Below are 21635 nucleotides of genomic sequence, written 5' to 3' on the forward strand. Positions count from 1 at the left end.
CCTTCCGTGCTATCTACGTGTCAGACACATGCGGCCCCCACCTCTTTCCCCACTCAACTCGGCCGCACTTCAGGGGCATTCGACGTATTCGGGGTATTTCAGTTGATTACCGCCACCAAGGGCCTCCGCGTCCGCAGAGCCGCAGCCGTCGCGATCACGACCGGCGCAGTGCTCGCCACCGGAGCTCTCACCGCGGCACCCGCGCAGGCGCTCACGACGCCGACCATCACCGCCAAGGGCGGTTTCCTGATGAACAGCGCGACCGGGGCGACCCTCTTCAGCAAGTCGCCCAACACCAAGCGGCTCACCGCTTCCACCACGAAGATCATGACCGCGAAGGTCGTGCTCTCGCAGTCGAACCTGAACCTGGACGCCAAGGTCACCATCAAGAAGGCGTACAGCGACTACATCGTCTCCCGGGGCGCCTCGTCCGCCCATCTGATCGTCGGCGACAAGGTCACCGTCCGTCAGCTGCTCTACGGGATGATGCTGCCGTCCGGCTGCGACGCCGCGATGGCCCTGGCCGACAAGTTCGGTACCGGCTCGACGGTCTCCGCGCGCACGAAGTCGTTCATCGCGAAGATGAACACGACCGCGAAGAACCTCGGCATGACGAACACGAAGTTCGACTCGTTCGACGGAAACAGCAACGGCGCCAACGCGTCGACGCCGAAGGACCTCACGCTGCTCGCCCGCAACGTGATGAAGAACTCGACCTTCAAGACGGTCGTCAAGACCAAGAAGTACACGGCGAAGACCATCACGAAGACCGGCAGCACCCGCACCATGGGCGCCTGGACAAACACCAACACCCTGCTCGGCTGGAACGGCACGCTCGGCATCAAGACCGGCTCGGGCACCCAGTCCAAGTACTGCCTCGTCTTCGCCGCGACGAAGAACGGCGAGTCCGTCATGGGCGCCGTCATGACCGCCCCCGATGCGGCCAGCCGCACGGCCGACGTGAAGAAGCTCATCAACTACGGTTACGCGAAGATCAGCTGACACCCGCACCTTCCGAGGGGCCTGCCACCGCACCAAGGGCAGGCCCCTTCGCCATGCAAGCAGAACCTGGTGATTTACCTCGAATCGGCGAATAGCGTTACGTCAGTTGGCATATCCGATCTTCTTCGCCCTAGGTTCCGCAGCGGAGGTGGTTCGCATGAACGAAGCCGGCAAGCGGGCAAGGGGCATGAGGCGATCGATGTCGGTGACTTCGTGTACGCGGCTACGGGAGACCGCGTCCGGAGGCTGACCATGCCGGACGGGAAGCATTGGTTTCCGGCGGTGGATGTGTGCACACTCGAATCCGCAGAAGGCTCTCTCCGACCATGTCCCGGCAGAGCACCGAGACATTCTTGAGACCCTAACTGGAGGTTACGGTCTCAGCGTTCCCGCAGGTAGAGAGTGGCGACGAGACCTGAACGTCATCTCTCTCCAGGGTCTGATCCTGCTCGTCAACGCCTGCACCAAGCCCTCGTGTGCCCCCTTCAAAGAGTGGGCCGCCGAAGTGATCGAGACCATCCAGCGAGAAGGCTCCTACACCCTCGAAGAGGCCGAGGTGCAGCCTTCCGAGCCGGGAGCCCCCATCGCCTACGCCATGCCGGAACAGGTCGCCGAGGCCATCGTCCGGCTTGAGGAACGCAACCTCCAGGCTGACGAACAACTCGCTGTCGCCCAGCACAAGTCGATCGCACTGCAAGAGGCGATCCTGGAATCACAGCGAGAGATGCTCGAGACGCAGCGTGCCGGGCTCGCCGCCCAACAGGCCATCGCCCTCGCCATGGAGCGCATCGCGGACCGGCTCGACGCCCTCGCTCTCGAACGGCCCTCGCACACCGCCGACTTGTCCGCCCAGCCGACGACGGAATCCGTCCTGGCCGACTGGCGGCGGCGGTTGTCCGTGACGGAGGACGTCTGGACCGTGGCCGTCGTCATCGCGCCGGTGCTCGTCGAGGAGGGTGAGCTGCGGCAGCCGCTCGAATCGATCGCGGCCCGGACGGGACTGTCCGTGCATCGCGTCAACGAATGCCTACGACTCCTGCGCAAGCACGCCTGCATTCGCTCTCAGGGAGCCACGGAGGCCGGCGCTCCGGTGTACGTGCTCAACCGGTCCTGACCCACCCCGTGAAGGGATGAAGGGGCGGCCGCAACCAGAACTTGCGGCCGTCCCTTCAGTGTTGAGCAACTGCTCCGCTGCCCGCGGGTCACGCCCAGGTGATGAGTTTCTTCGGTTGTTCCAGGATCGCCGCCACGTCGGCCAGGACCTTGGAGCCCAGTTCGCCGTCCACCAGGCGGTGGTCGAAGCTGAGGGCCAGGGTGGTGACCTGGCGGGGCTTGACCTTGCCCTTGTGGACCCAGGGCTGGAGTTTGATCGCGCCGACGGCCAGGATCGCGGACTCGCCGGGCGGCAGGATCGGGGTGCCGGTGTCGACGCCGAAGACGCCGACGTTGGTGATGGTGAGCGTGCCGCCCTGCATCGCGGCCGGGGAGGTCCTGCCCTCCTTGGCCGTGGACACCAGCTCACCCAGCGACTCCGCCAGCTGCGGCAGCGTCTTGGTGTGGGCGTCCTTGATGTTCGGGACGATCAGGCCGCGCGGGGTGGCGGCGGCGATGCCCAGGTTGACGTAGTGCTTGACCACGATCTCCTGGTTCGCCTCGTCCCAGGAGGCGTTGATGTCCGGGTTCCGCTTGATCGCGACCAGCAGAGCCTTGGCGATGAGCAGGAGCGGGTTGACGCGCAGGCCCGCGAAGTCCTTGTCCTGCTTGAGTTCCTCGACCAGCTTGAGCGTGCGGGTGACGTCCACCGTCACGAACTCGGTGACATGCGGGGCGGTGAAGGCCGAGCCGACCATCGCCTGGGCCGTCGCCTTGCGGACACCCTTGACCGGGATACGGGTCTCACGGGCCGCGTCATAGGAGGCGGCCGGCGCCGCCGGAATCACCGGGGCCGGGGCCTGGGCCTGTGTCACCGGGGCGGGCGCGGGCGCCTCGACCGAGGTGACCGCCGCGTGCACGTCCTCACGCGTGATGATGCCGTCCGGGCCGGACGGGATCACCGTGGTGAGGTCGACACCCAGGTCCTTGGCGAGCTTGCGCACCGGCGGCTTGGCCAGCGGACGCGACGTCGCCGCGGCGGCCGGCGCGGTGGGGGCCGGAGCATGGCCGTTCAGCTCGGTCTGGACCGCCACGACCGCCGGGGCCTGTTGGAAGGGGACCTCGGGGCCCTTGCGGGGGCGGCGCTTGGTGGAGGAGGCAGCCACGCCGTACCCGACGAGGACCGGCTGACGACCCTCGGGCTTCTTCTCCGGCTCCGCCTCGGGCTCGGCCGCCGCGGTCACGGTCTCCTCCTCGGAGGCCGCCCCGCCGCTCACGTCGACCGCGATGATCGCCGTGCCCACATCCACCGTGGTGCCCGCGGGAAAGCGCAGTTCGCGTACCACCCCGTCGTAGGGGATGGGCAGTTCGACGGCCGCCTTGGCCGTCTCCACCTCGCACACCACCTGACCGTCGCTGACCGTGTCACCGGGCTTGACGTACCAGGTCAGGATCTCGGCCTCGGTCAGGCCCTCGCCCACGTCGGGCATCTTGAACTCACGCACGGACGCATCCGTCATCGTCGTCACGACCCTCTCCTCAGTACGCCAGGACACGGTCGACGGCGTCCAGCACCCGGTCCAGACCCGGCAGGTACTCCTCCTCCAGACGCGCCGGCGGATACGGGGCGTGATACCCGCCCACCCGCAGCACCGGCGCCTCCAGATGGTAGAAACACCGCTCGGTGATCCGGGCGGCGATCTCCGCGCCCGAACCGAAGAACACCGGCGCCTCGTGCACCACCACCAGCCGGCGGGTCTTCTCCACCGACGCCTGGATCGAGTCGAAGTCCAGCGGCGAGACCGAGCGCAGGTCCACGACCTCCAGCGACCGGCCCTCCTCGGCGGCCGCCTCGGCCACCTCCCGGCACAGCTTCACCATCGGACCGTAGGCCACCAAGGTCAGATCGGTGCCCTCCCGCACGACCCGCGCCTTGTGCAGCGGGCCCGGAATGGCCTCGGTGTTGACCTCGCCCTTGTCCCAGTACCGCCGCTTGGGCTCGAAGAAGATCACCGGGTCGTCGCTCTGGATGGCCTGCTGCATCATCCAGTACGCGTCCGACGCATCCGAGGGCGAGACCACCTTCAGCCCCGCCACGTGCGCGAACAGCGCCTCCGGCGACTCCGAGTGGTGCTCGACCGCGCCGATGCCGCCGCCGTAGGGGATCCGCACCACCACCGGCATCTTGACCTTGCCCAGCGAGCGGGCGTGCATCTTCGCCAGCTGGGTGACGATCTGGTCGTAGGCCGGGAACACGAACCCGTCGAACTGGATCTCCACCACCGGCCGGTAGCCGCGCAGCGCCAGACCGATCGCGGTGCCCACGATGCCCGACTCGGCCAGCGGGGTGTCGATCACCCGGTCCTCGCCGAAGTCCTTCTGCAGGCCGTCGGTGACCCGGAAGACGCCGCCGAGCTTTCCGACGTCCTCGCCCATGACCAGGACCTTCGGGTCGGTGTCCAGGGCACGCCGCAGCGACTCGTTGATCGCCTTGGCCACAGCCATCTTCTCCGCTGCCATGATCAGGCCCCTTCCCCATCCGCGAACGACGCCTGGTACGCGGCGAACGCGGCCCGCTCCTCGTCCACCAGCGCATGCCCGTCCGCATACGCATGCTCGAAGATCGCGAAACGGTCCGGATCCGGCATCGCCCGCACCACCTCACGCACCCGCCTGCCCAACGCCTCCGACTCCGCCTCCAGTTCCGCGAAGAATCCCTCGTCCGCGTGGTTTGAGGACTCCAGGTACCGGCGCAGCCGCAGGATCGGGTCCTTCGCCTCCCACGCCTCGCGCTCCTCGTCGGCCCGGTACTTGCTCGGGTCGTCGGAGGTGGTGTGGGCGCCCATGCGGTAGGTGTACGCCTCCACCAGCGTCGGGCCCTCGCCCGCACGGGCCCGCTCCAGCGCCCACTTGGTGACCGCCAGGGACGCGAGCACGTCGTTGCCGTCGACCCGCACGCCCGGGAAGCCGAAGCCCTGCGCGCGCTGGTAGAGCGGCACCCGGGTCTGCCTCTCGGTCGGCTCGGAGATGGCCCACTGGTTGTTCTGGCAGAAGAACACGACCGGGGCGTTGTAGACGGCGGAGAAGGTGAACGATTCCGCCACGTCGCCCTGGCTGGAGGCGCCGTCGCCGAAGTAGGCGATGACCGCCGAGTCCGCGCCGTCCTTGGCGACGCCCATCGCGTAGCCGGTGGCGTGCAGCGTCTGGGAGCCGATGACGATCGTGTAGAGGTGGAAGTTGTTGCTGTTCGGGTCCCAGCCGCCGTTGTTCACCCCGCGGAACATGCCGAGCAGGTTGGTCGGGTCGACCCCGCGGCACCAGGCCACGCCGTGCTCACGGTAGGTCGGGAAGACGTAGTCGTCGTCGCGCAGGGCCCGGCCGGAGCCGATCTGGGCGGCCTCCTGGCCGAGCAGCGAGGCCCACAGGCCCAGCTCGCCCTGACGCTGGAGGGCGGTGGCCTCGGCGTCGAAGCGACGGGTGAGCACCATGTCGCGGTAGAGGCCGCGAAGCTCTTCGGGGGTGATGTCGGCGACGTACTTGTCGTACTCGGCGTTCTTGACGCGCTTGCCCTCGGGCGTCAGCAGCTGAACCAGTTCGGGCTTGGTGCTCGGGGACTTCCTCGTCCCGGCGCTGCGTCGCGGCTTGCGCGCGGCAGTGCTCTCCACGGTCACGTGTGCTCCTCCGTCGGTCCGGCCCCCGGGGTTGCCGGGTGTACCAGTGCGGCTCACCTGTTCCCGACTCCCGTGCCACGGGGTGGGTGCCACTCGGCCGGAACAGGCGTGACAGGTGCCCCGGCGAGCGCCCTGCAAGAATCACGTTACCCAGTGCTCCACATTTCTGTGAAACCCCCTTTGACCTGCGATTTTGCTTGGATTTCCAAGTAAATCGGGAAAGACTCGAAGGGGTGCTGGTCACAGCCTTGCAGGAGGCCGGAGCAACGGCACGTTATCCCGTCTACCCAGGTCACCGGAAGAGTTTCCGTGTCCGACTTGCCGAGGGCACGAAGGGTCGTAAAGCAGGGCATTTCTCCTGGACGACGAGTCTCCGGCCCGGAGGGTCACTTCCTGTGCCCACCCTGAACGAATATGACTATCTGTGACAACGCCCAGCTCAGCGCGGTGGCTCGTGCCCTAGCATCTGGCGCGTGCCGCGCTCTTCTGTACCACCCCTGATGCCTCACGCGCCCCCACTGGGCGCCCTCCTCCGTCGCTACTCCGCCGGATCCGCCCTCACCTGCGACCCCGTCGACCAGGGGCTCCTGAACCGCGGCTACCGGCTGTGCACGACCCGCGGCCGCTCCTTCCTCAAACACCATTTCGACCCCGAGACCGCCGCCCCGGAGGCGATCGCCCGCCAGCACCGCGCCACCCAGCGCCTGGCCGACCTCGGTGTCCCGGTCGCCCCACCGCTCCCCGCCCGCGACGGCCGCACGGTCGCGGTCATCGGCGGCCACGCCTACGCCCTCCACCCCTGGATCGAGGGCCGTCACCGCCACGGCGCCCAGCTCACCACCGCGCAGTGCGCCCGCCTGGGAGCGCTGCTGGGGGTGGTGCACGCGAGCCTGGAGCGGGTGATGCCGGTCGGCCGCGCCGCGCGGGCGCAACGCGCCACCCCTGCCTCCTCCCTCGCCGCCGACCCCGTCGTCACCTTCGCCGTCATCGACGACCTTCTCGCGCGCGTGCGCCGGCACCGGCCCGCCGACTCGTTCGACGAGCTGGCCCGGCACCGGCTGCTGGAGCGACGGGCGCTGCTGGAGCAGCACCTGGGGCGGCGGCCCCAGCAGGGCGGCCCGGTGGGGTGGGTGCACGGGGACTTCCACCCCTTCAACCTGCTCTACCGGGGCGACGCGCCCGCCGCGATCGTCGACTGGGACCGGCTCGGCGTGAAGCCCCGCGCCGAGGAGGCCGTACGCGCCGCCGCGATCTTCTTCGTACGGCCCGCGGGGACCCTCGACCTGCCGAAGGTGCGGGCGTACGCGCGCGCGTACCGGCGTACCGCGGGGGCCACGCCCTCGGAACTCGCGGCGGCCGTGCACCGCGTGTGGTGGGAGCGCCTCAACGACTTCTGGATGCTGCGCTGGCACTACGAACGCGGCGACACCCGCGCCGACCCCCAGTTCCCGGCGGCCTCCGCGCTGGTCGTGTGGTGGACCCGGGAGTACGACGCGGTGTGCGACGCGTTCGCCGGCTGACGTCGAGGCGGCGAGTCGTAGGGCCCCGGGAAACGGCACGCGCGCGTGAGGTCCGTTTCAAGGACTCACGCGCGCGTGAAGGAAGAGCCGCGGTCGCTCAGGAGACTCCGCCTCCGCCGGTGGGCCCTTCGATGACGCCACCGCCCCCGGTCGGCTCCGCCGTGTCCGTCGGCTCGGCCGTCTCCGTCGGCTCCGCGGTGTCCGTCGGCTCCGTCGCCGTCTCGGTCGGCTTGGTGGGCGTGGGCGAAGGCGTGTACGAGGGCGTGTACGACGGGGTGTAGGACGGCGTGTAGTTGGAGCCGCCCGAGCCGCTGTCGTCCGTGGACGTGTCGGTGGAGTCGTCCGTCGCCGTCTCGCTCGGCGTCTCGCTGGCCGACTGGTCGTCGGTGGACTTCGAGGTGCTCGCCGTAGGGCTGGTGTCGGTGCCGCCACCGCCGCCGCCCCCGCCGCCGTTGAGCGCCAGCGCGACACCCGCCGCGACCGCGATCACCGCGAGGACGGCCAGGATCCACAGCTTGCCGCGGCCGCTGCCCCGGTTGCCGTGGCCCTCGAAGCCGCCGTCGTCCCCGCCGCCGTAGCCGCCCGGCAGGATCGGCTGCGGGATCTGGGTGGTGCCGGAGGCGGCGCCGGGGTGCGGAAGCACGCTGGTGCTCGCGAAGCCCGCGGCGGGCATGCCGCGGCCGTCGTGCGCCGTCACCGGGCCGGTGTTCCAGGTGCCGGTGTGGCCGCCCTGGTCGTACAGCATCTGAAGGCCGTACTGGACGAGCCCGCGCATCTCCTCGGCCGTCTGGAAGCGGTCGTCCGGCTCCTTGGCGAGCGAGCGCATGACCAGGCCGTCGAGCTCCGGCGGGACCGAGTCGGAGACCTGGGAGGGGGGCGTCGGGATGTCCTGGACGTGCTGGTAGACGACGGAGAGCGGGGTCTCGCCGGTGAACGGGGGCCTGAGGGCGAGGAGTTCGTAGAGGAGACAGCCCGTCGCGTACAGGTCGGAGCGGTGGTCGACCGCCTTGCCGAGCGCCTGCTCCGGGGAGAGGTACTGCGGGGTGCCCATGACCATGCCGGTCTGCGTCATCGTGGTGGACGCGCCGTGCAGGGCGCGGGCGATGCCGAAGTCCATCACCTTGACCGCGCCGTTGTGCGTGATGATCACGTTGGCGGGCTTGATGTCGCGGTGCACGATGCCGTGCTGGTGCGAGTAGGCGAGCGCCTCCAGGACCCCGGAGACGATGATCAGGGCCTGCTCGGGCCCGGGCGCCTCGGCGTTGATGAGCAGGTCGCGGATCGTCCGTCCCTCGACGATCTCCATGACGATGTACGGCACCGACTGGCCGCCCACGTAGTCCTCGCCGGAGTCGTACACGGCGACGATCGCGTGGTGGTTGAGGCCGGCCACGGACTGGGCCTCGCGCGTGAAGCGGGCCTTGGAGGTCGGGTCCTCGGCGAGGTCGGCACGGAGCAGCTTGACCGCCACGGTGCGTCCGAGCCGTACGTCCTCGGCCGCGAACACCTCGGCCATACCGCCCCGGCCGAGTCTGCGGGTCAGCCGATATCGGCCGTCCCCGACCAGCCCGCCGTTACCCCACAGCTCCGGCGCATCTGACATTCCGCCGCCAGTCGCCTCGGGGTCGGACGGGCCCTGAGCGCGCTGCTGCTGTGCCATCGGTCCTCGCCGTCGTTTCTGCCCGCGGTGCGCGCGGTGTTGTTACGGTCTCCGTCGGCCACGCTACAGCCTTCGCGCAAGCCGCCGGTCCGGGATGAGCCCGGGGACCGGCCCGAGACGGACCGGTCATCAAACCTGTAATACGTCTCGGCGTGCAAATCCTGTGTACCGGCCGTGGGGACCCTGTAACGCCCGCGCGACCTTTCTTTCTCGTACGGCCACGGAACGGGCACCGCGTCCGACGGGTCGGCGGACCGGTCGTCGGGCGGGGGTCCGTGTCAAAGGTCACGGAAGAAGAACCCGAACGAGCGTTTCTCACCGGTGACATGACAGGGGTGGCGTGACAGGGGTGGCATGACAGACGTGACATGACCGAGGTGACATGAAAGGCCCGGCAGCGTCGGCTGCCGGGCCCATGTCGGATCGGGATCTACAAGGATCTACAGGTACGGTCCGCCCGAGCGGCCGCCCGCGCGCGGGTCGCCGCCGTCCTCGTGGCCGCCGACGCCGGGGGGCAGTGCGCGGCGCATCGACTCCAGTTGGGCCCGCGCGGCCATCTGCTGGGCGAACAGGGTGGTCTGGATCCCGTGGAAGAGACCCTCCAGCCAGCCCACCAACTGGGCCTGCGCGATGCGCAGTTCCGCGTCGCTCGGGGTCTGGTCGTCGTTGAAGGGCAGGGAGAGCCGCTCCAGCTCCTCCACGAGCTCGGGGGCCAGACCGTCCTCCAGCTCCTTCACCGAGCTGGAATGGATCTCCTTGAGACGGGCCCGGCTGGCCTCGTCGAGGGGAGCCGCGCGCACCTCCTCGAGCAGCTGCTTGATCATGCTGCCGATCCGCATGACCTTCGCGGGCTGCTCGACCATCTCCGTGACCGGCACCTCCCGGGAGTCCTCGTCACCTCCGCCGCCCAGCGCCATCCCGTCCTGACCCACGACCAGGATCTGGGGGCTTTCCGGCGAACCTTCGTTCCTCGGCATCTCCATACGGCCATTCTCTCGCACCCCTGCATCTCACCAGTGGGGTGCCCCCGGTGTGCGCTGATCCACCGTTCCCTCAGCCGATCGACACCGGCGCCTCATCCGGAATGCCGGTTGGTTCCCGAAATGCCAGTCTTGTTCCGTGACTCCCTGGCTGCACGCGACGGTACTGGCCCTCGTGGTGGGATCGAGCACGGCCGTCCTGCCGCCCGGAGAGTGGCCCACGAGCACGATCCAGCCGTACGACACCGAGCCCCGGCCGCTCCGCTCGGCGAGCACCTATGGGCTCGCACCCGGACCGGCCGGACCGGCTCAGCCGCCGACGCGGGCCCTGAGCGCCTCCCCGTCGAAACCGTCGTGGGGCCTTCTCGCTGCGCACGCGCTGCCCCTCACCCCCACGAGCCCACCACCCCCGCCGGCCGACCACCCCACCACCGGCTCCGCGCATCCCCACGGCGGCCCTCACCTCGGTTCCCCTTCACCCTCGGCGTCCGACCCGCCCCCGGACAACGGGCCGCGGCACACCCCCACGAGCCCCGGCCGCCCCTCGGACTCCGAGGCGGCCCATGGTCCCCGGCGTGCCTCCGCCTCGCCCTCCACCGCTCCCTCTCCCTCCGCCGCCACCCCCTCCCGCGCCGGCAGCCGCGCGGGTGAGGGTCGGGAGCGGCCGGGGCGGCTGGAGGAACCGACGGCGGAGGACGACGGCTCCACCAATACAGACAGCACCGACACCGGGACCGACACCGACACCGGTACGGACACCGATGACGGTGACCTCGCCGCCGTATCGGAGCCGCCGCACGAGACCGCCGCCGCGTCCGCGCCGCAGGGGGCTGCGCGGACCGCGGCCAAGGTGTTCATCCTGCCGCTCGGCACCGGCCTGGTGCTGATCGGTCTGGGGCTGTGGCTCGCTCTGTTCGCCCTGCGGCTGCGCCGCGGTTAGGGCCTGACCAGCAGGACCTTCCCGATGTGCCCGCTCTCCTCGACGACCCGGTGCGCGGCGGCCGCGTCGCTCATGGGCAGCTCCCGGTCGACGACGGGACGGATGTGCCCGGCCTCCAGCAGCGGCCACACATGCTCCCGTACGGCCGCCACGATCGCCGTCTTCTCGGCCGCCGGCCGCGCCCGCAGCGAGGTCGCGCTGATCGCGGCCCGCTTGTTCAGCAGCGCGGCGATGTTGAGCTCGCCCTTGATGCCGCCCTGCATGCCGATGATCGCGAGCCGTCCGTTGACGGCGAGGGCATTGACGTTGCGGTCGAGGTACTTCGCACCCATGTTGTCGAGGATGACGTCGGCCCCGGCCCCGTCGGTCGCCTTCTTGATCTCCTCGACGAAGTCCTGCTCGCGGTAGTTGATCAGGATGTCCGCGCCGAGCTCGGCACAGCGGTCCAGCTTCGCCCGCGTGCCCGCGGTCAGCGCGACCTTGGCACCCACGGCCTTCGCGAGCTGGATCGCCATCGTGCCGATGCCGCTGGAGCCGCCGTGCACGAGGAGCGTCTCGCCGGGGCGCAGGTGGGCGATCATGAACACGTTCGACCAGACCGTGCAGACCACCTCGGGCAGCGCGGCCGCCTGCTTCAGGTCGACGCCCTTGGGCACCGGCAGCAGCTGACCGGCCGGCACGGCGACCTTCTCGGCGTAACCGCCGCCCGCGAGCAGCGCGCACACCTCGTCGCCGACGGCCCAGCCGGAGACCCCGGGGCCGATCTCGGCGATCCGTCCGGAGCATTCCAGGCCGGGGTAGGGGGAGGCGCCGGGCGGGGGGTTGTAGAAGCCCTGGCGTTGCAGGATGTCGGCGCGGTTGACGGCACTGGCCACCACCTCGACCAGCACCTCGCCCTCGCCGACCACGGGATCCGGCACCTCGCTCCAGACCAGCGCCTCGGGCCCACCGGGTTCGGGAATCGTGATCGCATACATGGGCCCGACGCTACCCCTCGGTCCCCGGTCGGAGACCTCTCCGCCCCGGGACGGGCTCCCGGATCCGTCCTTGGACCGGTCTGCCGGAAAATCTCGTGCGTCACCGATGAGTTCGCGCGACGGTAAAGGTCTCCCCATGCGTAGCCCAAGCACGCGGAAGGAACCCCGCCCATGAGCCAGCACACGTCACCCCTGGCGATCGAGACCGCGGGCCTCGTGAAGACGTTCGGTGAGACCAGGGCCGTCGACGGAGTCGACCTGGCGGTGCCGGCCGGCACGGTCTACGGCGTCCTCGGCCCGAACGGCGCCGGCAAGACCACCACCGTGAAGATGCTCGCCACCCTGCTGCGACCGGACGGCGGCGAGGCCCATGTCTTCGGCCACGACGTGGTCCGCGAGGCCGACGAGGTCCGCGGCCGGGTCAGCCTCACCGGCCAGTACGCCTCCGTCGACGAGGACCTCACCGGCCTGGAGAACCTGATCCTGCTCGGCCGTCTCCTCGGCCACCACAAGAAGGCCGCACGCGTGCGTGCCGGTCAGCTCCTGGAGGCCTTCGGACTGACAGAGGCCGCCGGAAAGCAGGTCAAGCACTACTCGGGCGGCATGCGGCGCCGGATCGACATCGCCGCGTCCATCCTCAACACCCCCGAGCTGCTCTTCCTCGACGAACCGACCACCGGGCTCGACCCGCGCTCGCGCAACCAGGTCTGGGACATCGTGCGCGCGGTCGTCGCCCAGGGCACCACCGTGCTGCTGACCACGCAGTACCTGGACGAGGCCGACCAGCTGGCCTCCCGGATCGCCGTCATCGACCACGGCAAGGTGATCGCCGAGGGCACCAAGGGCGAGCTGAAGGCCTCCGTGGGCGCCGGAACCGTCCATCTGCGACTGCGCGACGGCGAGCGGCGACCCGAGGCGGCGGAGATCCTACGACGGTCCCTGGACGCCCGGGTGCAGCTGGAACCGGACTCGGTCGCGCTGACGGCCCGGCTCGGCTCGGCGGCCGGTGACACGGCGGCCGAGCAGGCCTCCCGGGCCCTCGCGGAACTGGCCCGCACCGGCATCACCGTCGACAACTTCTCGCTGGGCCAGCCCAGCCTGGACGAGGTGTTCCTCGCCCTCACCGGACACCCCACCGACGACGACGCCGAGGAGATGGCGGCATGAGCACCGTGACCCAGACAGAGGCGAAGGACCTCGCCCCCGTCAGCGCAGAGTCGCTGGCCGCGCTGCTGGTCGCCGGGGACCGGCCGCCGCGCCCGAGCGCGCTGTCGGCCTCGCTGACCTTCGGCTGGCGGGCCATCCTCAAGATCAAGCACGTGCCGGAGCAGCTCTTCGACGTCACCGCGTTCCCGATCATGATGGTGCTGATGTACACGTACCTGTTCGGGGGTGCCCTGGCCGGGTCCCCGAAGGAGTACATCCAGTTCCTGCTGCCCGGCATCCTCGTCATGTCGGTCGTGATGATCACGATGTACACCGGAGTCTCGGTCAACACCGACATCGAGAAGGGTGTCTTCGACCGGTTCCGCTCGCTGCCCATCTGGCGGCCGTCGACGATGGTCGGCTATCTCCTCGGCGACGCCCTGCGCTACACCATCGCGTCCGTCGTGATGCTCGTCGTCGGCCTGGCCATCGGCTACCGCCCGGACGGCGGCGTCGGCGGAGTGCTCGCCGGGATCGCGCTCCTGGTCGTCTTCTCGTTCGCGTTCTCGTGGATCTGGACGATGTTCGGGCTGCTGCTGCGCACCGAGAAGTCGGTGATGGGCGTCAGCATGATGGTGATCTTCCCGCTGACCTTCCTGTCCAACGTCTTCGTCGACCCGAGGACCATGCCGGGCTGGCTCCAGGCCTTCGTCAACAACAGCCCGATCACCCATCTGTCCTCGGCGGTGCGCGGCCTGATGGCGGGCGACTGGCCCGCCGACGAGATCGCCTGGTCGCTGGGGTGGGCGGGACTGTTCATCGCGGTCTTCGGGCCGGTCACCATGCGGCTCTACAACCGCAAGTGATCAGCTCGAAGGCCCGACTGCCGGTGGTCAGCCGGACGGCATGGGCGGGAGCGGGCGCGCGTCGGGTGCCACCTGGGCCCCCGGCGTCGCCCGCACGATCGTGATCAGCCGGTCCGTCAGCTCCAGCGTCCCGATGGACGGATCGTCGTAGCCGAGCACCCGGTGCCCGCGCAGCACGCTCACCACCAGGTCGTCCGTCTCCCGCGGACTCCGGCCCACCTCGGCCTTTATGACGGGCCGTTCGACGATGTCGAGCCCGCTGCCCTGCTGGATCAGGTCCTCCATCACCATGCCGGCCGCGGGACTGAGCACCGACAGACCGAGAAGGCGGCCGGCCGCGCTGGCACTGGTGATGACCGCGTCCGCGCCCGACTGCTTGAGCAGCGGCGCGTTCTCCTCCTCGCGCACCGCGGCCACGATCTTCGCGGCCTTGTTGAGCTGCCGGGCCGTCAGCGTCACCAGCACCGCCGTGTCGTCCCGCTGGGTCGCGATGATGATCTTCCGGGCCTTGTGCACCTCCGCCCGCTTGAGCACCTCGCTGCGCGTCGCGTCCCCGACGACACCGGCATAGCCCTCCGCGGTCGCGGCCTCTATCGCCTTGCCGCTGGGGTCGACCACCACGACCTGTTCCTTCTTCAGACCCGTCGCACAGACGGTCTGGATCGCGGAGCGGCCCTTGGTTCCGAAGCCGATCACGACGGTGTGGTCGCGCAAGGTGGACCTCCAGCGGTTGAGTCGCCATTCCTCCCGGGTGCGTTCGGTGAGAACTTCCAGCGTCGTGCCGACCAGGATGATCAGGAACAGCACACGCAGGGGCGTGATGACGAAGATGTTGGTGAGCCGGGCGGTGTCGCTGACCGGGGTGATGTCGCCGTATCCGGTGGTGGAGAGGGTGACGGTCGCGTAGTACCAGGCGTCGAGGAAGTCGACGGACTGGTCGGAGTTGTCGTTGTAGCCGTCGTGGTCGGCGTAGACGATCAGGGCGGTCGCCGCCAGGACCAGCAAGGCCATCAGCACCCGCTTGGCGACCTGCCGGAACGGATGCTCCACCACCTTGCGCGGCAGTTTCACCTTGTGGGTCACGAGATGCTCGTCCGCCTGGCGGGCGATCGCGTCATGGCCCGGCAGTTTCACGTGAAACACACCCCGATTCCGGCGGACGCCCAGGGCAGATCGAGCAGTTCGGCCTCCTGCCCCGGCCGGGCGCCCCCGGGCGGTACGACGGCCAGGGCGTCGGCGGCCGCGATGCCCCGCAGCATGGCCGGGCCGTTGTAGTGCAGCGGGACCGCGCTGTCGCCGCGCAGGACGACCGGGATGAGCCGGGTGTCGTACGGGTGGCCGTGCGCCTCGTCCCGCAGGGGCAGGGTGTACGGCTCCGGGGCCGGGCGGGCGGCCAGGGTGCGCAGCAGCGGCTCGGCGAGCGTGAGCAGGCCGGAGACGGCCGCCAGGGGGTTGCCGGGCAGCCCGACGAGGTGCTGGTTCTCCTTGGTGCGGGCCAGCAGCATGGGATGGCCGGGGCGCACCTTCACCCCGTCGACCAGGAGCTCGGCGCCGATCCGCTCCAGGGTGGGGTGGACATGGTCGACGGGTCCGGCCGCGGTGCCGCCGGTCGTGATGATCACGTCGGCCTGGGACCCGGTGACGGCCTTGTGCAGCGCCTCGGCGGAGTCACCGAGCCGCCGTACGGCGGTGACCTCGGCGCCGAGCGCGCGCAGCCAGGGCGGGAGCATCGGGCCGAGGGCGTCCCGGATCAGGCCGCCCCGGGGGGTGCCCTCGGTGAGCAACTCGTCGCCGAGGACGAGGACGTCGACACGGGGGCGGGGGATGGCGGTCAGGGTGTCGTACCCGGCGGCCGCGGCCAGGCCCAGGACGGCCGGGGTGACGAGGGCGCCGGGCGGCAGGAGCTGGTCGCCGCTGCGGCACTCCTGGCCGCGCGGGCGGATGTCCTGGCCGTGCGCCACCTCGCGGGTGGCGTGCAGCCGGCCCTTCTCGTCCAGGTGTCCGTGCTCGCTGCGCAGGATGGCCGTGGTGTCCGGGGGGACGCGGGCGCCGGTCGCGATCCGGGCCGCCTCGCCGTCGGCCAGGGGCTCCGGCTCGGCGTGCCCGGCCAGCACGCCCTCGTCCCGTACGGCCCAGGGGCCGGGTCCTGAGACCGCCCAGCCGTCCATGGCCGAGGTGTCGAAGGAGGGGAGGTCCGTGAGGGCGTCGAGGGGGGCGGCCAGGGTGAGGCCGAGGGCGTCGTCGAGCCGTACGGACACGGGTGCGCGGCGGGCGGTGCGGGTGAGGGCGCGGGCGGCCCGGGCGGCGGTCGCGCGGGCCTCGGGCCAGGGGGTGGCCTTGTGGTGGGCGTCGGGGCGGTGCGCGGTCGGCGGCCGCTGCTCGGGTCCGGGCGCGCCGTGTCCTGGTGTGTGCCGCGGCCCGTGCCCGGCGGATGCGCCGCCCGGCGCGGGCACGTGGTCGCCCGGGGTGCGGTCGTGGTCGTCCCTCACGAGGGCCAGCGCCTCCTCGACGTCGAGCTCGTCGGCGTCTTCGGCCTGCCCGGCGCTCCCGCCGGTGCGCAGGGACCGGGCGGTCATCCGGCGTCCGGGCGGGCGTCGGGGCCGGCGCCGGGCTGGGTGCCGGGGTCCTCGGCCTCGTCGGCCCAGCGCAGGGCCAGGGCGGCGGCCTTGCGGGAGGCCTCGGCGACCGCCTCCGGGTCACCGCCCGCGCGGGCGGCCGCGTAGCCGACGAGGAAGGTGGTCAGCGGGGCCGCCGGCCTGGCCACGCCGTGCGCGGCGTCCCGGGCGAGGTCGAGCAGTACGCCGGTGTCGACGTCGAGGTCGATGCCCAGCTCGTCCTTGACTGCGGAAATCCATTCATCCAACACGTGCCCATGCTCCCTGATGCGTGCCCTGGCGGTGGCGATGTCGTCCCAGGTGTCGCAGTCGAAGGACGCGACGGGGTCGGGGACGCGGGTGAGGTCGAGCGCGCCGGTCAGTCGGCGCAGGGGGAGGCCGGCGAGGGTGCCGTGCTCCTTGGTGAGCGCGGCGAGTTCCACGCGCAGCGAGGGCGCGCGATACGCGGCCACCAGCGGCTGGTCGCGGCCGTCGGCGTCGGTGAGCAGCACTCCGTCGGCGCCGCCGGTGCGCAGGACGGTCAACAGCACCCGTACGGTGCCCTCCTGGAGGAAGGGCAGGTCGGCGGAGAGCACCAGGACGTGCCGTGCCGTGGTGTGCCGCAGACCGGCGTCCAGGGCAGCCAGCGGGCCGCCGCCCGGCGGGTCCTCGCGGACCCAGGTGATCTCCCTGGCCGAGGGGCGGGGGTCGGCCACGACGACGGTGGTGCGGGCGTCGGCGCAGGCGGCGAGGACACGGTCGAGCAGGGCGCGCCCGCCCACCCGCACACCGGGCTTGTCGGCGCCGCCGAGCCGCCGGGCGGCGCCTCCGGCGAGCACGACCACGTCGTAGGCGGCTTCGGTCCCGGGGGTGCCCGGTGGGCCCTGGGTGTCCTGGGCGTCCGGGGGCTCGTACGCGGTCACCCCCCGAGTATGCGGGCCGCCGCGATCACAGGGAACGATCGGGCGGCGCCGTGATCCTCGTGTACGGCCGCCGGGCCGCGCTCACCGGGTGTGCGAGAGGCCCGCGCTCACAGGGTGCGCAGCAGGACCGCGGGCTGTTCGACGCAGTCCGCCACGAACCGCAGGAAGCCGCCCGCGGTGCCGCCGTCGCAGACCCGGTGGTCGAAGGTGAGCGAGAGCTGGACGACCTGGCGCACCGCCAGCTCGCCCTCGTGCACCCAGGGCTTGGGGACGATACGGCCGACGCCGAGCATGGCCGCCTCGGGGTGGTTGATGATCGGCGTGGATCCGTCGACGCCGAACACGCCGTAGTTGTTCAGCGTGAAGGTGCCGCCGGTGAGTTCCGCCGGGGTGAGGGCGCCGGTGCGGGCGGCCTCGGTGAGCCGGGCGAACTCCGCGGACAGCGACTCGGCGTCCCGTGTGTGCGCGTCCTTCACGACCGGCACGACCAGTCCGCGCTCGGTCTGCGCGGCGAACCCGAGGTGCACGGCGTCCAGCCGCACGATCTCCCTGGCCGCGGTGTCCACGGTGGAGTTGAGCTCGGGGAACCGGGCGAGGGCGGCGGTGCAGATCCGGGCGAGCAGCGCGAGCAGGGAGATCTTCGGTCCCCCGGCGGCGTTCATCGCGGTGCGGGCCCGCATGAGTTCCGTCGCGTCGGCGTCCACCCAGCAGGTGGCGTCGGGGATCTCGGTCCGGCTGCGGGAGAGCTTGTCGGCGACGGCGCCCCGGACGCCCTTGAGGGGGACCCGGGTCCCTCCGGCGGATGCCGCGGGAACCGCGGGAGCCGGTGCCACGCCGGCGGCCGGTTCGGGCGCGGTGCGCGCGGGTCCGGCGGCGGCACGCAGGGCGTACTCGACGTCGGCCCGCAGGATCAGTCCGTCGGGGCCGGAGCCGGTGAGCTCTCTGAGGTCGAGGCCGTTCTCGCGGGCGAGGCGGCGGACGAGCGGCGAGATCACGGGGACGGGACCCTCGACCACCTCGGGAGGTTCGGGTGGCGCCGACCGGCCGTCCACCGGCACGAGGACCTGCTGCTCCCGCCGCACCCGCCGCCGGCGCGCGGGCGCCTCCGAAGTGCCGTATCCGACCAGGACGTTGCCCGAGCCGTTGGTCTGCGAGCCGCCGCTCTCCGGAGCCGGGCTCGAAGCGCCGGGGGCCGGCGCTCCCACGGCCACCGTGATCAGTGGCGCCCCCACGGGGAGCTCGCTGCCCTCCTCGCCGTAGCGGGCGGTGACGACGCCGGCGTAGGGGCAGGGGACGTCGACCATCGCCTTGGCCGTCTCGACCTCGACGACCGGCTGGTCCACCGCGACGACGTCGCCGACCTCGACCAGCCAGCGGACGATCTCCGCCCCGGTCAGGCCCTCGCCGAGGTCCGGCAGCCTGAACTCCAGCACCTGCGCCATCAGTTCTCCGCCTCCCATTGCAGACGCCCCACCGCGTCCAGGATCCGGTCCACGCCGGGCAGGTGGTGACGCTCCAGCATCGGCGGCGGGTAGGGGATGTCGAACCCGGCCACCCGCAGCACCGGCGCCTCCAGGTGGTGGAAGCAGCGCTCCGTCACCCTGGCCGCGATCTCCCCGCCCGGTCCGCCGAACCCGCCCGACTCGTGCACGACGACCGCCCGCCCGGTCCGCCGTACGGAGGCCGCGACCGTCTCGTCGTCGAACGGCACCAGGGAGCGCAGGTCGACCACTTCGAGGTCCCACCCCTCCTCCCGCGCGGCCTCGGCGGCTTCGAGGCACACGGGCACGGACGGCCCGTACGTGATGAGTGTGGCGCTCCGGCCGGGGCGCCGCACCACCGCGCGGCCTATCGGTTCAACGGTCTGCGGGTCCTCCGGGTTCCAGGAGTCCTTCGACCAGTACAGCCGCTTGGGCTCCAGGACCACGACCGGATCGTCGGAGGCGATGGCCGCACGCAGCAGGCCGTAGGCGTCGGCGACGGTCGCCGGAGTGACGACATGGAGGCCGGGGGTGGCCATGTAGTACGCCTCGGAGGAGTCGCTGTGGTGCTCGACGCCGCCGATCCCGCCGCCGTAGGGGACCCGGATGGTGATCGGGAGCGGCATCGCCCCGCGGGTGCGGTTGCGCATCCTCGCCACATGGCTGATGAGCTGCTCGAACGCCGGGTAGGCGAAGGCGTCGAACTGCATCTCCACGACCGGGCGCAGCCCGTACATCGCCATGCCGACCGCGGTGCCGAGGATGCCGGCCTCGGCGAGCGGGGTGTCGGTGCAGCGGTCCTCGCCGAACTCCTTGGCGAGCCCGTCGGTGACCCGGAAGACACCGCCGAGGGTGCCGACGTCCTCGCCCATGACGTGCACGGTGGGGTCGGCGGCCATCGCGTCGCGCAGCGCGCGCGTGAAGGCCTGCGCCATGGTGGCCGGCTTGAGGGCGACGGTGGTCATCGGTGCGCACCCCCGTGGGAGTCGTGCTCGGCGTCCAGCTCGGCGCGCAACTGGGCCTGCTGCTCGCGCAGTTGCGGGGTCGGCTCGGCGTAGACGTGCGCGAACAGGTCCATGGGGTCGAGGACCGGGTCCTGGTTCATGCCGTCGCGCAGCGCCGCGGCGAAGGCCTCGGCGTCCTGGCGTACGGCTTCCAGGCCCGCCTCGTCGATCAGTCCGCGCTCGGTCAGTTCGTGCTCCAGGAGGGCGATCGGGTCGTGTCCGCGCCAGGTCTCGACCTCGGCGTCGCCGCGGTAGCGGGTCGCGTCGTCGGCGTTGGTGTGGGCGTCCACGCGGTAGGTGATCGCCTCGACCAGGGTGGGGCCGCCGCCCGCGCGGGCGTGGCGTACGGCGGCGGTGAGGACCTCGTGCACGGCGACCGCGTCGTTGCCGTCCACCAGCCGGCCGGGCATGCCGTAGCCGACGGCCTTGTGGGCCAGCGACGGGGCCGCGGTCTGCTTGGCGAGCGGGACGGAGATCGCGAAGCCGTTGTTCTGGACCAGGAAGACCACCGGGGCCTGCCAGACGGCGGCGAAGTTCAGCGCCTCGTGGAAGTCGCCCTCGCTGGTGCCGCCGTCACCGACCATGGCGAGGGCGACCACGTCGTCGCCCTTGAGGCGGGCCGCGTGGGCGAGGCCCACGGCGTGCGGGAGCTGGGTGGCGAGGGGGGTGCACAGGGGGGCCACGCGGTGCTCGTGCGGGTCGTAGCCGGTGTGCCAGTCGCCGCGCAGCAGGGTCAGCGCCTGGACGGGGTCGAGGCCCCTGGCGACGGCGGCGAGGGTGTCGCGGTAGCTGGGGAAGAGCCAGTCGCGGTCCTCCAGGGCGAGCGCGGCGGCGACCTCGCAGGCCTCCTGGCCGGTGCTGGAGGGGTAGACGGCGAGCCTGCCCTGCTTGGTGAGGGCGGTGGCCTGCGCGTTGTAGCGGCGGCCGCGGACCAGCTCGGCGTGCAGGCGGCGCAGCAGGGCCGGGTCGGCCTCGGCGGCCGCGTCGGTGCCGAGGACGCGACGGGGTTCCGCGTCGGGCAGCAGGGGCGCGGGGTCCGTGCGGGGCTGCCAGGCGGGCGGCGGGGATGGCCGGTACGCGCCCCGCTGCTCCATGACCGTCATGACGGCACCTCCTCGTGGGAGACGGCTTCGGACGCACCACGGATGTGAGGCGCCTCACCTACCGATTGTTCGGTCGTCGGCACATTTTGGCTACAGGCCCCCTTAGGCTGTGGACAAACGGTTCTCCACAGCCTGAGATGGACGCAGTACGTCCATGGCAGGGAGGCGGGGGGACATGGCACCTGAACAAATGGCCGAAGACCCGGAGGGCGGGGTCCCCCTCGCGCCCCCTCGTCCGCTCGACGCCATCGATCAGGACATCCTCCAGATGCTCCAGGCGGACGGCCGCGCGTCGATACGGTCCGTCGCCGAACGGGTCCATGTCTCGCGCGCCAACGCCTACGCCCGCATCAACCGCCTCGTCGAGGACGGCGTCATCCGCGGCTTCGGCGCCCGCGTCAACCACGAGCGCGCGGGCCAGGGCACCTCGGCCTACATCACCCTGAAGATCGTCCAGAACTCCTGGCGCACGGTCCGCGAACAGCTCAGACAGCTGCCGGGGGCCTCGCACATCGCGCTGGTCGGCGGCGACTTCGACGTCCTGCTGCTCGTCCACACCCCGGACAACAGGTCCCTGCGCGAACTGGTCCTCACCCGCCTCCAGGCCATCCCCGAGGTGCTGAGCACCCGCACCCTGCTGGTCTTCGAGGAGGAGGACCTGGAGCCGCAGGGCTGA

Annotated in this window: 18 protein-coding genes and 1 pseudogene; 7 read left to right on the plus strand and 12 right to left on the minus strand. The window is 71.3% G+C overall.

The genetic code is table 11. The features are described from left to right. Nucleotides 1–102: 102 nt before the first annotated feature. Nucleotides 103–1002 (plus strand): D-alanyl-D-alanine carboxypeptidase family protein, encoded by a 900-nt coding sequence (locus ACFULQ_RS25880; protein WP_383547710.1) that lies wholly within the window; start codon nt 103–105, stop codon nt 1000–1002. Nucleotides 1003–1215: 213 nt separating this feature from the next. Then, a pseudogene (locus tag ACFULQ_RS25885) lies at nt 1216–2116 on the plus strand (BRO family protein). 88 nt (nt 2117–2204) lie between these two features. Here the strand turns inward: ACFULQ_RS25885 and ACFULQ_RS25890 are convergent. Genes ACFULQ_RS25890 through pdhA (ACFULQ_RS25900) form a run of 3 tightly spaced genes read right to left on the minus strand, consistent with a single transcriptional unit; the run spans nt 2205 to nt 5765 of the window. Then, nucleotides 2205–3623, minus strand: a complete 1419-nt coding sequence (locus ACFULQ_RS25890; RefSeq protein WP_383547712.1) for a dihydrolipoamide acetyltransferase family protein — start codon at nt 3621–3623, stop codon at nt 2205–2207. Nucleotides 3624–3633: 10 nt separating this feature from the next. After that, complete coding sequence (locus ACFULQ_RS25895) at nt 3634–4614, minus strand: alpha-ketoacid dehydrogenase subunit beta (protein ID WP_383547715.1); 981 nt, start codon at nt 4612–4614, stop codon at nt 3634–3636. Between the two features lie 2 nt (nt 4615–4616). Continuing rightward, nucleotides 4617–5765 carry a pyruvate dehydrogenase (acetyl-transferring) E1 component subunit alpha gene (gene pdhA, locus ACFULQ_RS25900; RefSeq protein ID WP_383547718.1) on the minus strand — a complete coding sequence of 383 codons (1149 nt, stop codon included), beginning with the start codon at nt 5763–5765 and terminating at the stop codon, nt 4617–4619. A gap of 500 nt (nt 5766–6265) precedes the next feature. Between pdhA (ACFULQ_RS25900) and ACFULQ_RS25905 the strand changes: the two genes are divergently transcribed. Beyond that, nucleotides 6266–7285, plus strand: coding sequence for a phosphotransferase (locus ACFULQ_RS25905; RefSeq protein ID WP_383547721.1), 1020 nt, complete (start codon nt 6266–6268; stop codon nt 7283–7285). A gap of 97 nt (nt 7286–7382) precedes the next feature. On the opposite strand, the gene ACFULQ_RS25910 is transcribed toward ACFULQ_RS25905, so the two are convergent. Both ACFULQ_RS25910 and ACFULQ_RS25915 read right to left on the minus strand, forming a co-directional pair. Beyond that, nucleotides 7383–8945 carry a protein kinase gene (locus ACFULQ_RS25910; protein ID WP_383547724.1) on the minus strand — a complete coding sequence of 521 codons (1563 nt, stop codon included), beginning with the start codon at nt 8943–8945 and terminating at the stop codon, nt 7383–7385. Nucleotides 8946–9385: 440 nt separating this feature from the next. Further along, nucleotides 9386–9928, minus strand: a complete 543-nt coding sequence (locus ACFULQ_RS25915) for a bacterial proteasome activator family protein (RefSeq protein WP_383547727.1) — start codon at nt 9926–9928, stop codon at nt 9386–9388. A gap of 136 nt (nt 9929–10064) precedes the next feature. Between ACFULQ_RS25915 and ACFULQ_RS25920 the strand changes: the two genes are divergently transcribed. Beyond that, nucleotides 10065–10865 carry a hypothetical protein gene (locus ACFULQ_RS25920; RefSeq protein ID WP_383547730.1) on the plus strand — a complete coding sequence of 267 codons (801 nt, stop codon included), beginning with the start codon at nt 10065–10067 and terminating at the stop codon, nt 10863–10865. On the opposite strand, the gene ACFULQ_RS25925 is transcribed toward ACFULQ_RS25920, so the two are convergent. Continuing rightward, the gene (locus ACFULQ_RS25925; RefSeq protein WP_383547733.1) at nt 10862–11842 is read right to left on the minus strand and encodes an NAD(P)H-quinone oxidoreductase; all 981 of its coding nucleotides are present in this window, start codon (nt 11840–11842) and stop codon (nt 10862–10864) included. The two genes, ACFULQ_RS25920 and ACFULQ_RS25925, sit on opposite strands and share 4 nt — an antisense overlap. Before the next feature lie 171 nt (nt 11843–12013). On the opposite strand from ACFULQ_RS25925, the gene ACFULQ_RS25930 reads away from it, so the two are divergent. Then, on the plus strand, nt 12014–13009 hold the full coding sequence (locus ACFULQ_RS25930; RefSeq protein ID WP_383547736.1) for an ATP-binding cassette domain-containing protein: 996 nt from the start codon (nt 12014–12016) through the stop codon (nt 13007–13009). After that, nucleotides 13006–13854 (plus strand): ABC transporter permease, encoded by an 849-nt coding sequence (locus ACFULQ_RS25935; protein ID WP_383547739.1) that lies wholly within the window; start codon nt 13006–13008, stop codon nt 13852–13854. Before ACFULQ_RS25930 ends, ACFULQ_RS25935 begins: the two co-directional genes overlap by 4 nt. 27 nt (nt 13855–13881) lie before the next feature. On the opposite strand, the gene ACFULQ_RS25940 is transcribed toward ACFULQ_RS25935, so the two are convergent. From ACFULQ_RS25940 to pdhA (ACFULQ_RS25965), 6 genes are all read right to left on the minus strand, one after another. Then, nucleotides 13882–14988, minus strand: a complete 1107-nt coding sequence (locus ACFULQ_RS25940; protein ID WP_383547741.1) for a potassium channel family protein — start codon at nt 14986–14988, stop codon at nt 13882–13884. After that, nucleotides 14985–16430, minus strand: a complete 1446-nt coding sequence (locus ACFULQ_RS25945) for a molybdopterin molybdotransferase MoeA (protein WP_383547744.1) — start codon at nt 16428–16430, stop codon at nt 14985–14987. Before ACFULQ_RS25945 ends, ACFULQ_RS25940 begins: the two co-directional genes overlap by 4 nt. After that, on the minus strand, nt 16427–17371 hold the full coding sequence (locus tag ACFULQ_RS25950) for an NTP transferase domain-containing protein (RefSeq protein ID WP_383547746.1): 945 nt from the start codon (nt 17369–17371) through the stop codon (nt 16427–16429). Before ACFULQ_RS25950 ends, ACFULQ_RS25945 begins: the two co-directional genes overlap by 4 nt. 107 nt (nt 17372–17478) lie before the next feature. Further along, complete coding sequence (locus ACFULQ_RS25955) at nt 17479–18813, minus strand: dihydrolipoamide acetyltransferase family protein (protein WP_383547749.1); 1335 nt, start codon at nt 18811–18813, stop codon at nt 17479–17481. After that, a complete protein-coding gene (locus tag ACFULQ_RS25960; RefSeq protein ID WP_383547752.1) occupies nt 18813–19817 on the minus strand; it encodes an alpha-ketoacid dehydrogenase subunit beta in 1005 nt (334 codons plus the stop codon). Before ACFULQ_RS25960 ends, ACFULQ_RS25955 begins: the two co-directional genes overlap by 1 nt. Then, a complete protein-coding gene (gene pdhA, locus ACFULQ_RS25965) occupies nt 19814–20959 on the minus strand; it encodes a pyruvate dehydrogenase (acetyl-transferring) E1 component subunit alpha (protein ID WP_383547755.1) in 1146 nt (381 codons plus the stop codon). The genes ACFULQ_RS25960 and pdhA (ACFULQ_RS25965) overlap by 4 nt, the downstream gene beginning before the upstream one ends. A 190-nt stretch (nt 20960–21149) precedes the next feature. Here pdhA (ACFULQ_RS25965) and ACFULQ_RS25970 point away from each other — a divergent pair, with 190 nt between their 5' ends. Continuing rightward, a complete protein-coding gene (locus tag ACFULQ_RS25970; RefSeq protein ID WP_383547806.1) occupies nt 21150–21635 on the plus strand; it encodes an Lrp/AsnC family transcriptional regulator in 486 nt (161 codons plus the stop codon).

It is taken from the genome of Streptomyces sp. NPDC057253, assembly GCF_042669125.1.
Classification (GTDB): domain Bacteria; phylum Actinomycetota; class Actinomycetes; order Streptomycetales; family Streptomycetaceae; genus Streptomyces.

Coding starts and splice junctions, on each gene's coding strand:
- pdhA (WP_383547755.1), bottom strand. CDS start 20,959: ATGACGGTCATGGAGCAGCGGGGCGCGTACCGGCCATCCCCGCCGCCC.
- ACFULQ_RS25970 (WP_383547806.1), top strand. CDS start 21,150: ATGGCCGAAGACCCGGAGGGCGGGGTCCCCCTCGCGCCCCCTCGTCCG.
- ACFULQ_RS25910 (WP_383547724.1), bottom strand. CDS start 8,945: ATGGCACAGCAGCAGCGCGCTCAGGGCCCGTCCGACCCCGAGGCGACT.
- ACFULQ_RS25960 (WP_383547752.1), bottom strand. CDS start 19,817: ATGACCACCGTCGCCCTCAAGCCGGCCACCATGGCGCAGGCCTTCACG.
- ACFULQ_RS25930 (WP_383547736.1), top strand. CDS start 12,014: ATGAGCCAGCACACGTCACCCCTGGCGATCGAGACCGCGGGCCTCGTG.
- ACFULQ_RS25945 (WP_383547744.1), bottom strand. CDS start 16,430: ATGACCGCCCGGTCCCTGCGCACCGGCGGGAGCGCCGGGCAGGCCGAA.
- ACFULQ_RS25955 (WP_383547749.1), bottom strand. CDS start 18,813: ATGGCGCAGGTGCTGGAGTTCAGGCTGCCGGACCTCGGCGAGGGCCTG.
- ACFULQ_RS25895 (WP_383547715.1), bottom strand. CDS start 4,614: ATGGCAGCGGAGAAGATGGCTGTGGCCAAGGCGATCAACGAGTCGCTG.
- ACFULQ_RS25915 (WP_383547727.1), bottom strand. CDS start 9,928: ATGGAGATGCCGAGGAACGAAGGTTCGCCGGAAAGCCCCCAGATCCTG.
- ACFULQ_RS25905 (WP_383547721.1), top strand. CDS start 6,266: ATGCCTCACGCGCCCCCACTGGGCGCCCTCCTCCGTCGCTACTCCGCC.
- ACFULQ_RS25925 (WP_383547733.1), bottom strand. CDS start 11,842: ATGTATGCGATCACGATTCCCGAACCCGGTGGGCCCGAGGCGCTGGTC.
- ACFULQ_RS25935 (WP_383547739.1), top strand. CDS start 13,006: ATGAGCACCGTGACCCAGACAGAGGCGAAGGACCTCGCCCCCGTCAGC.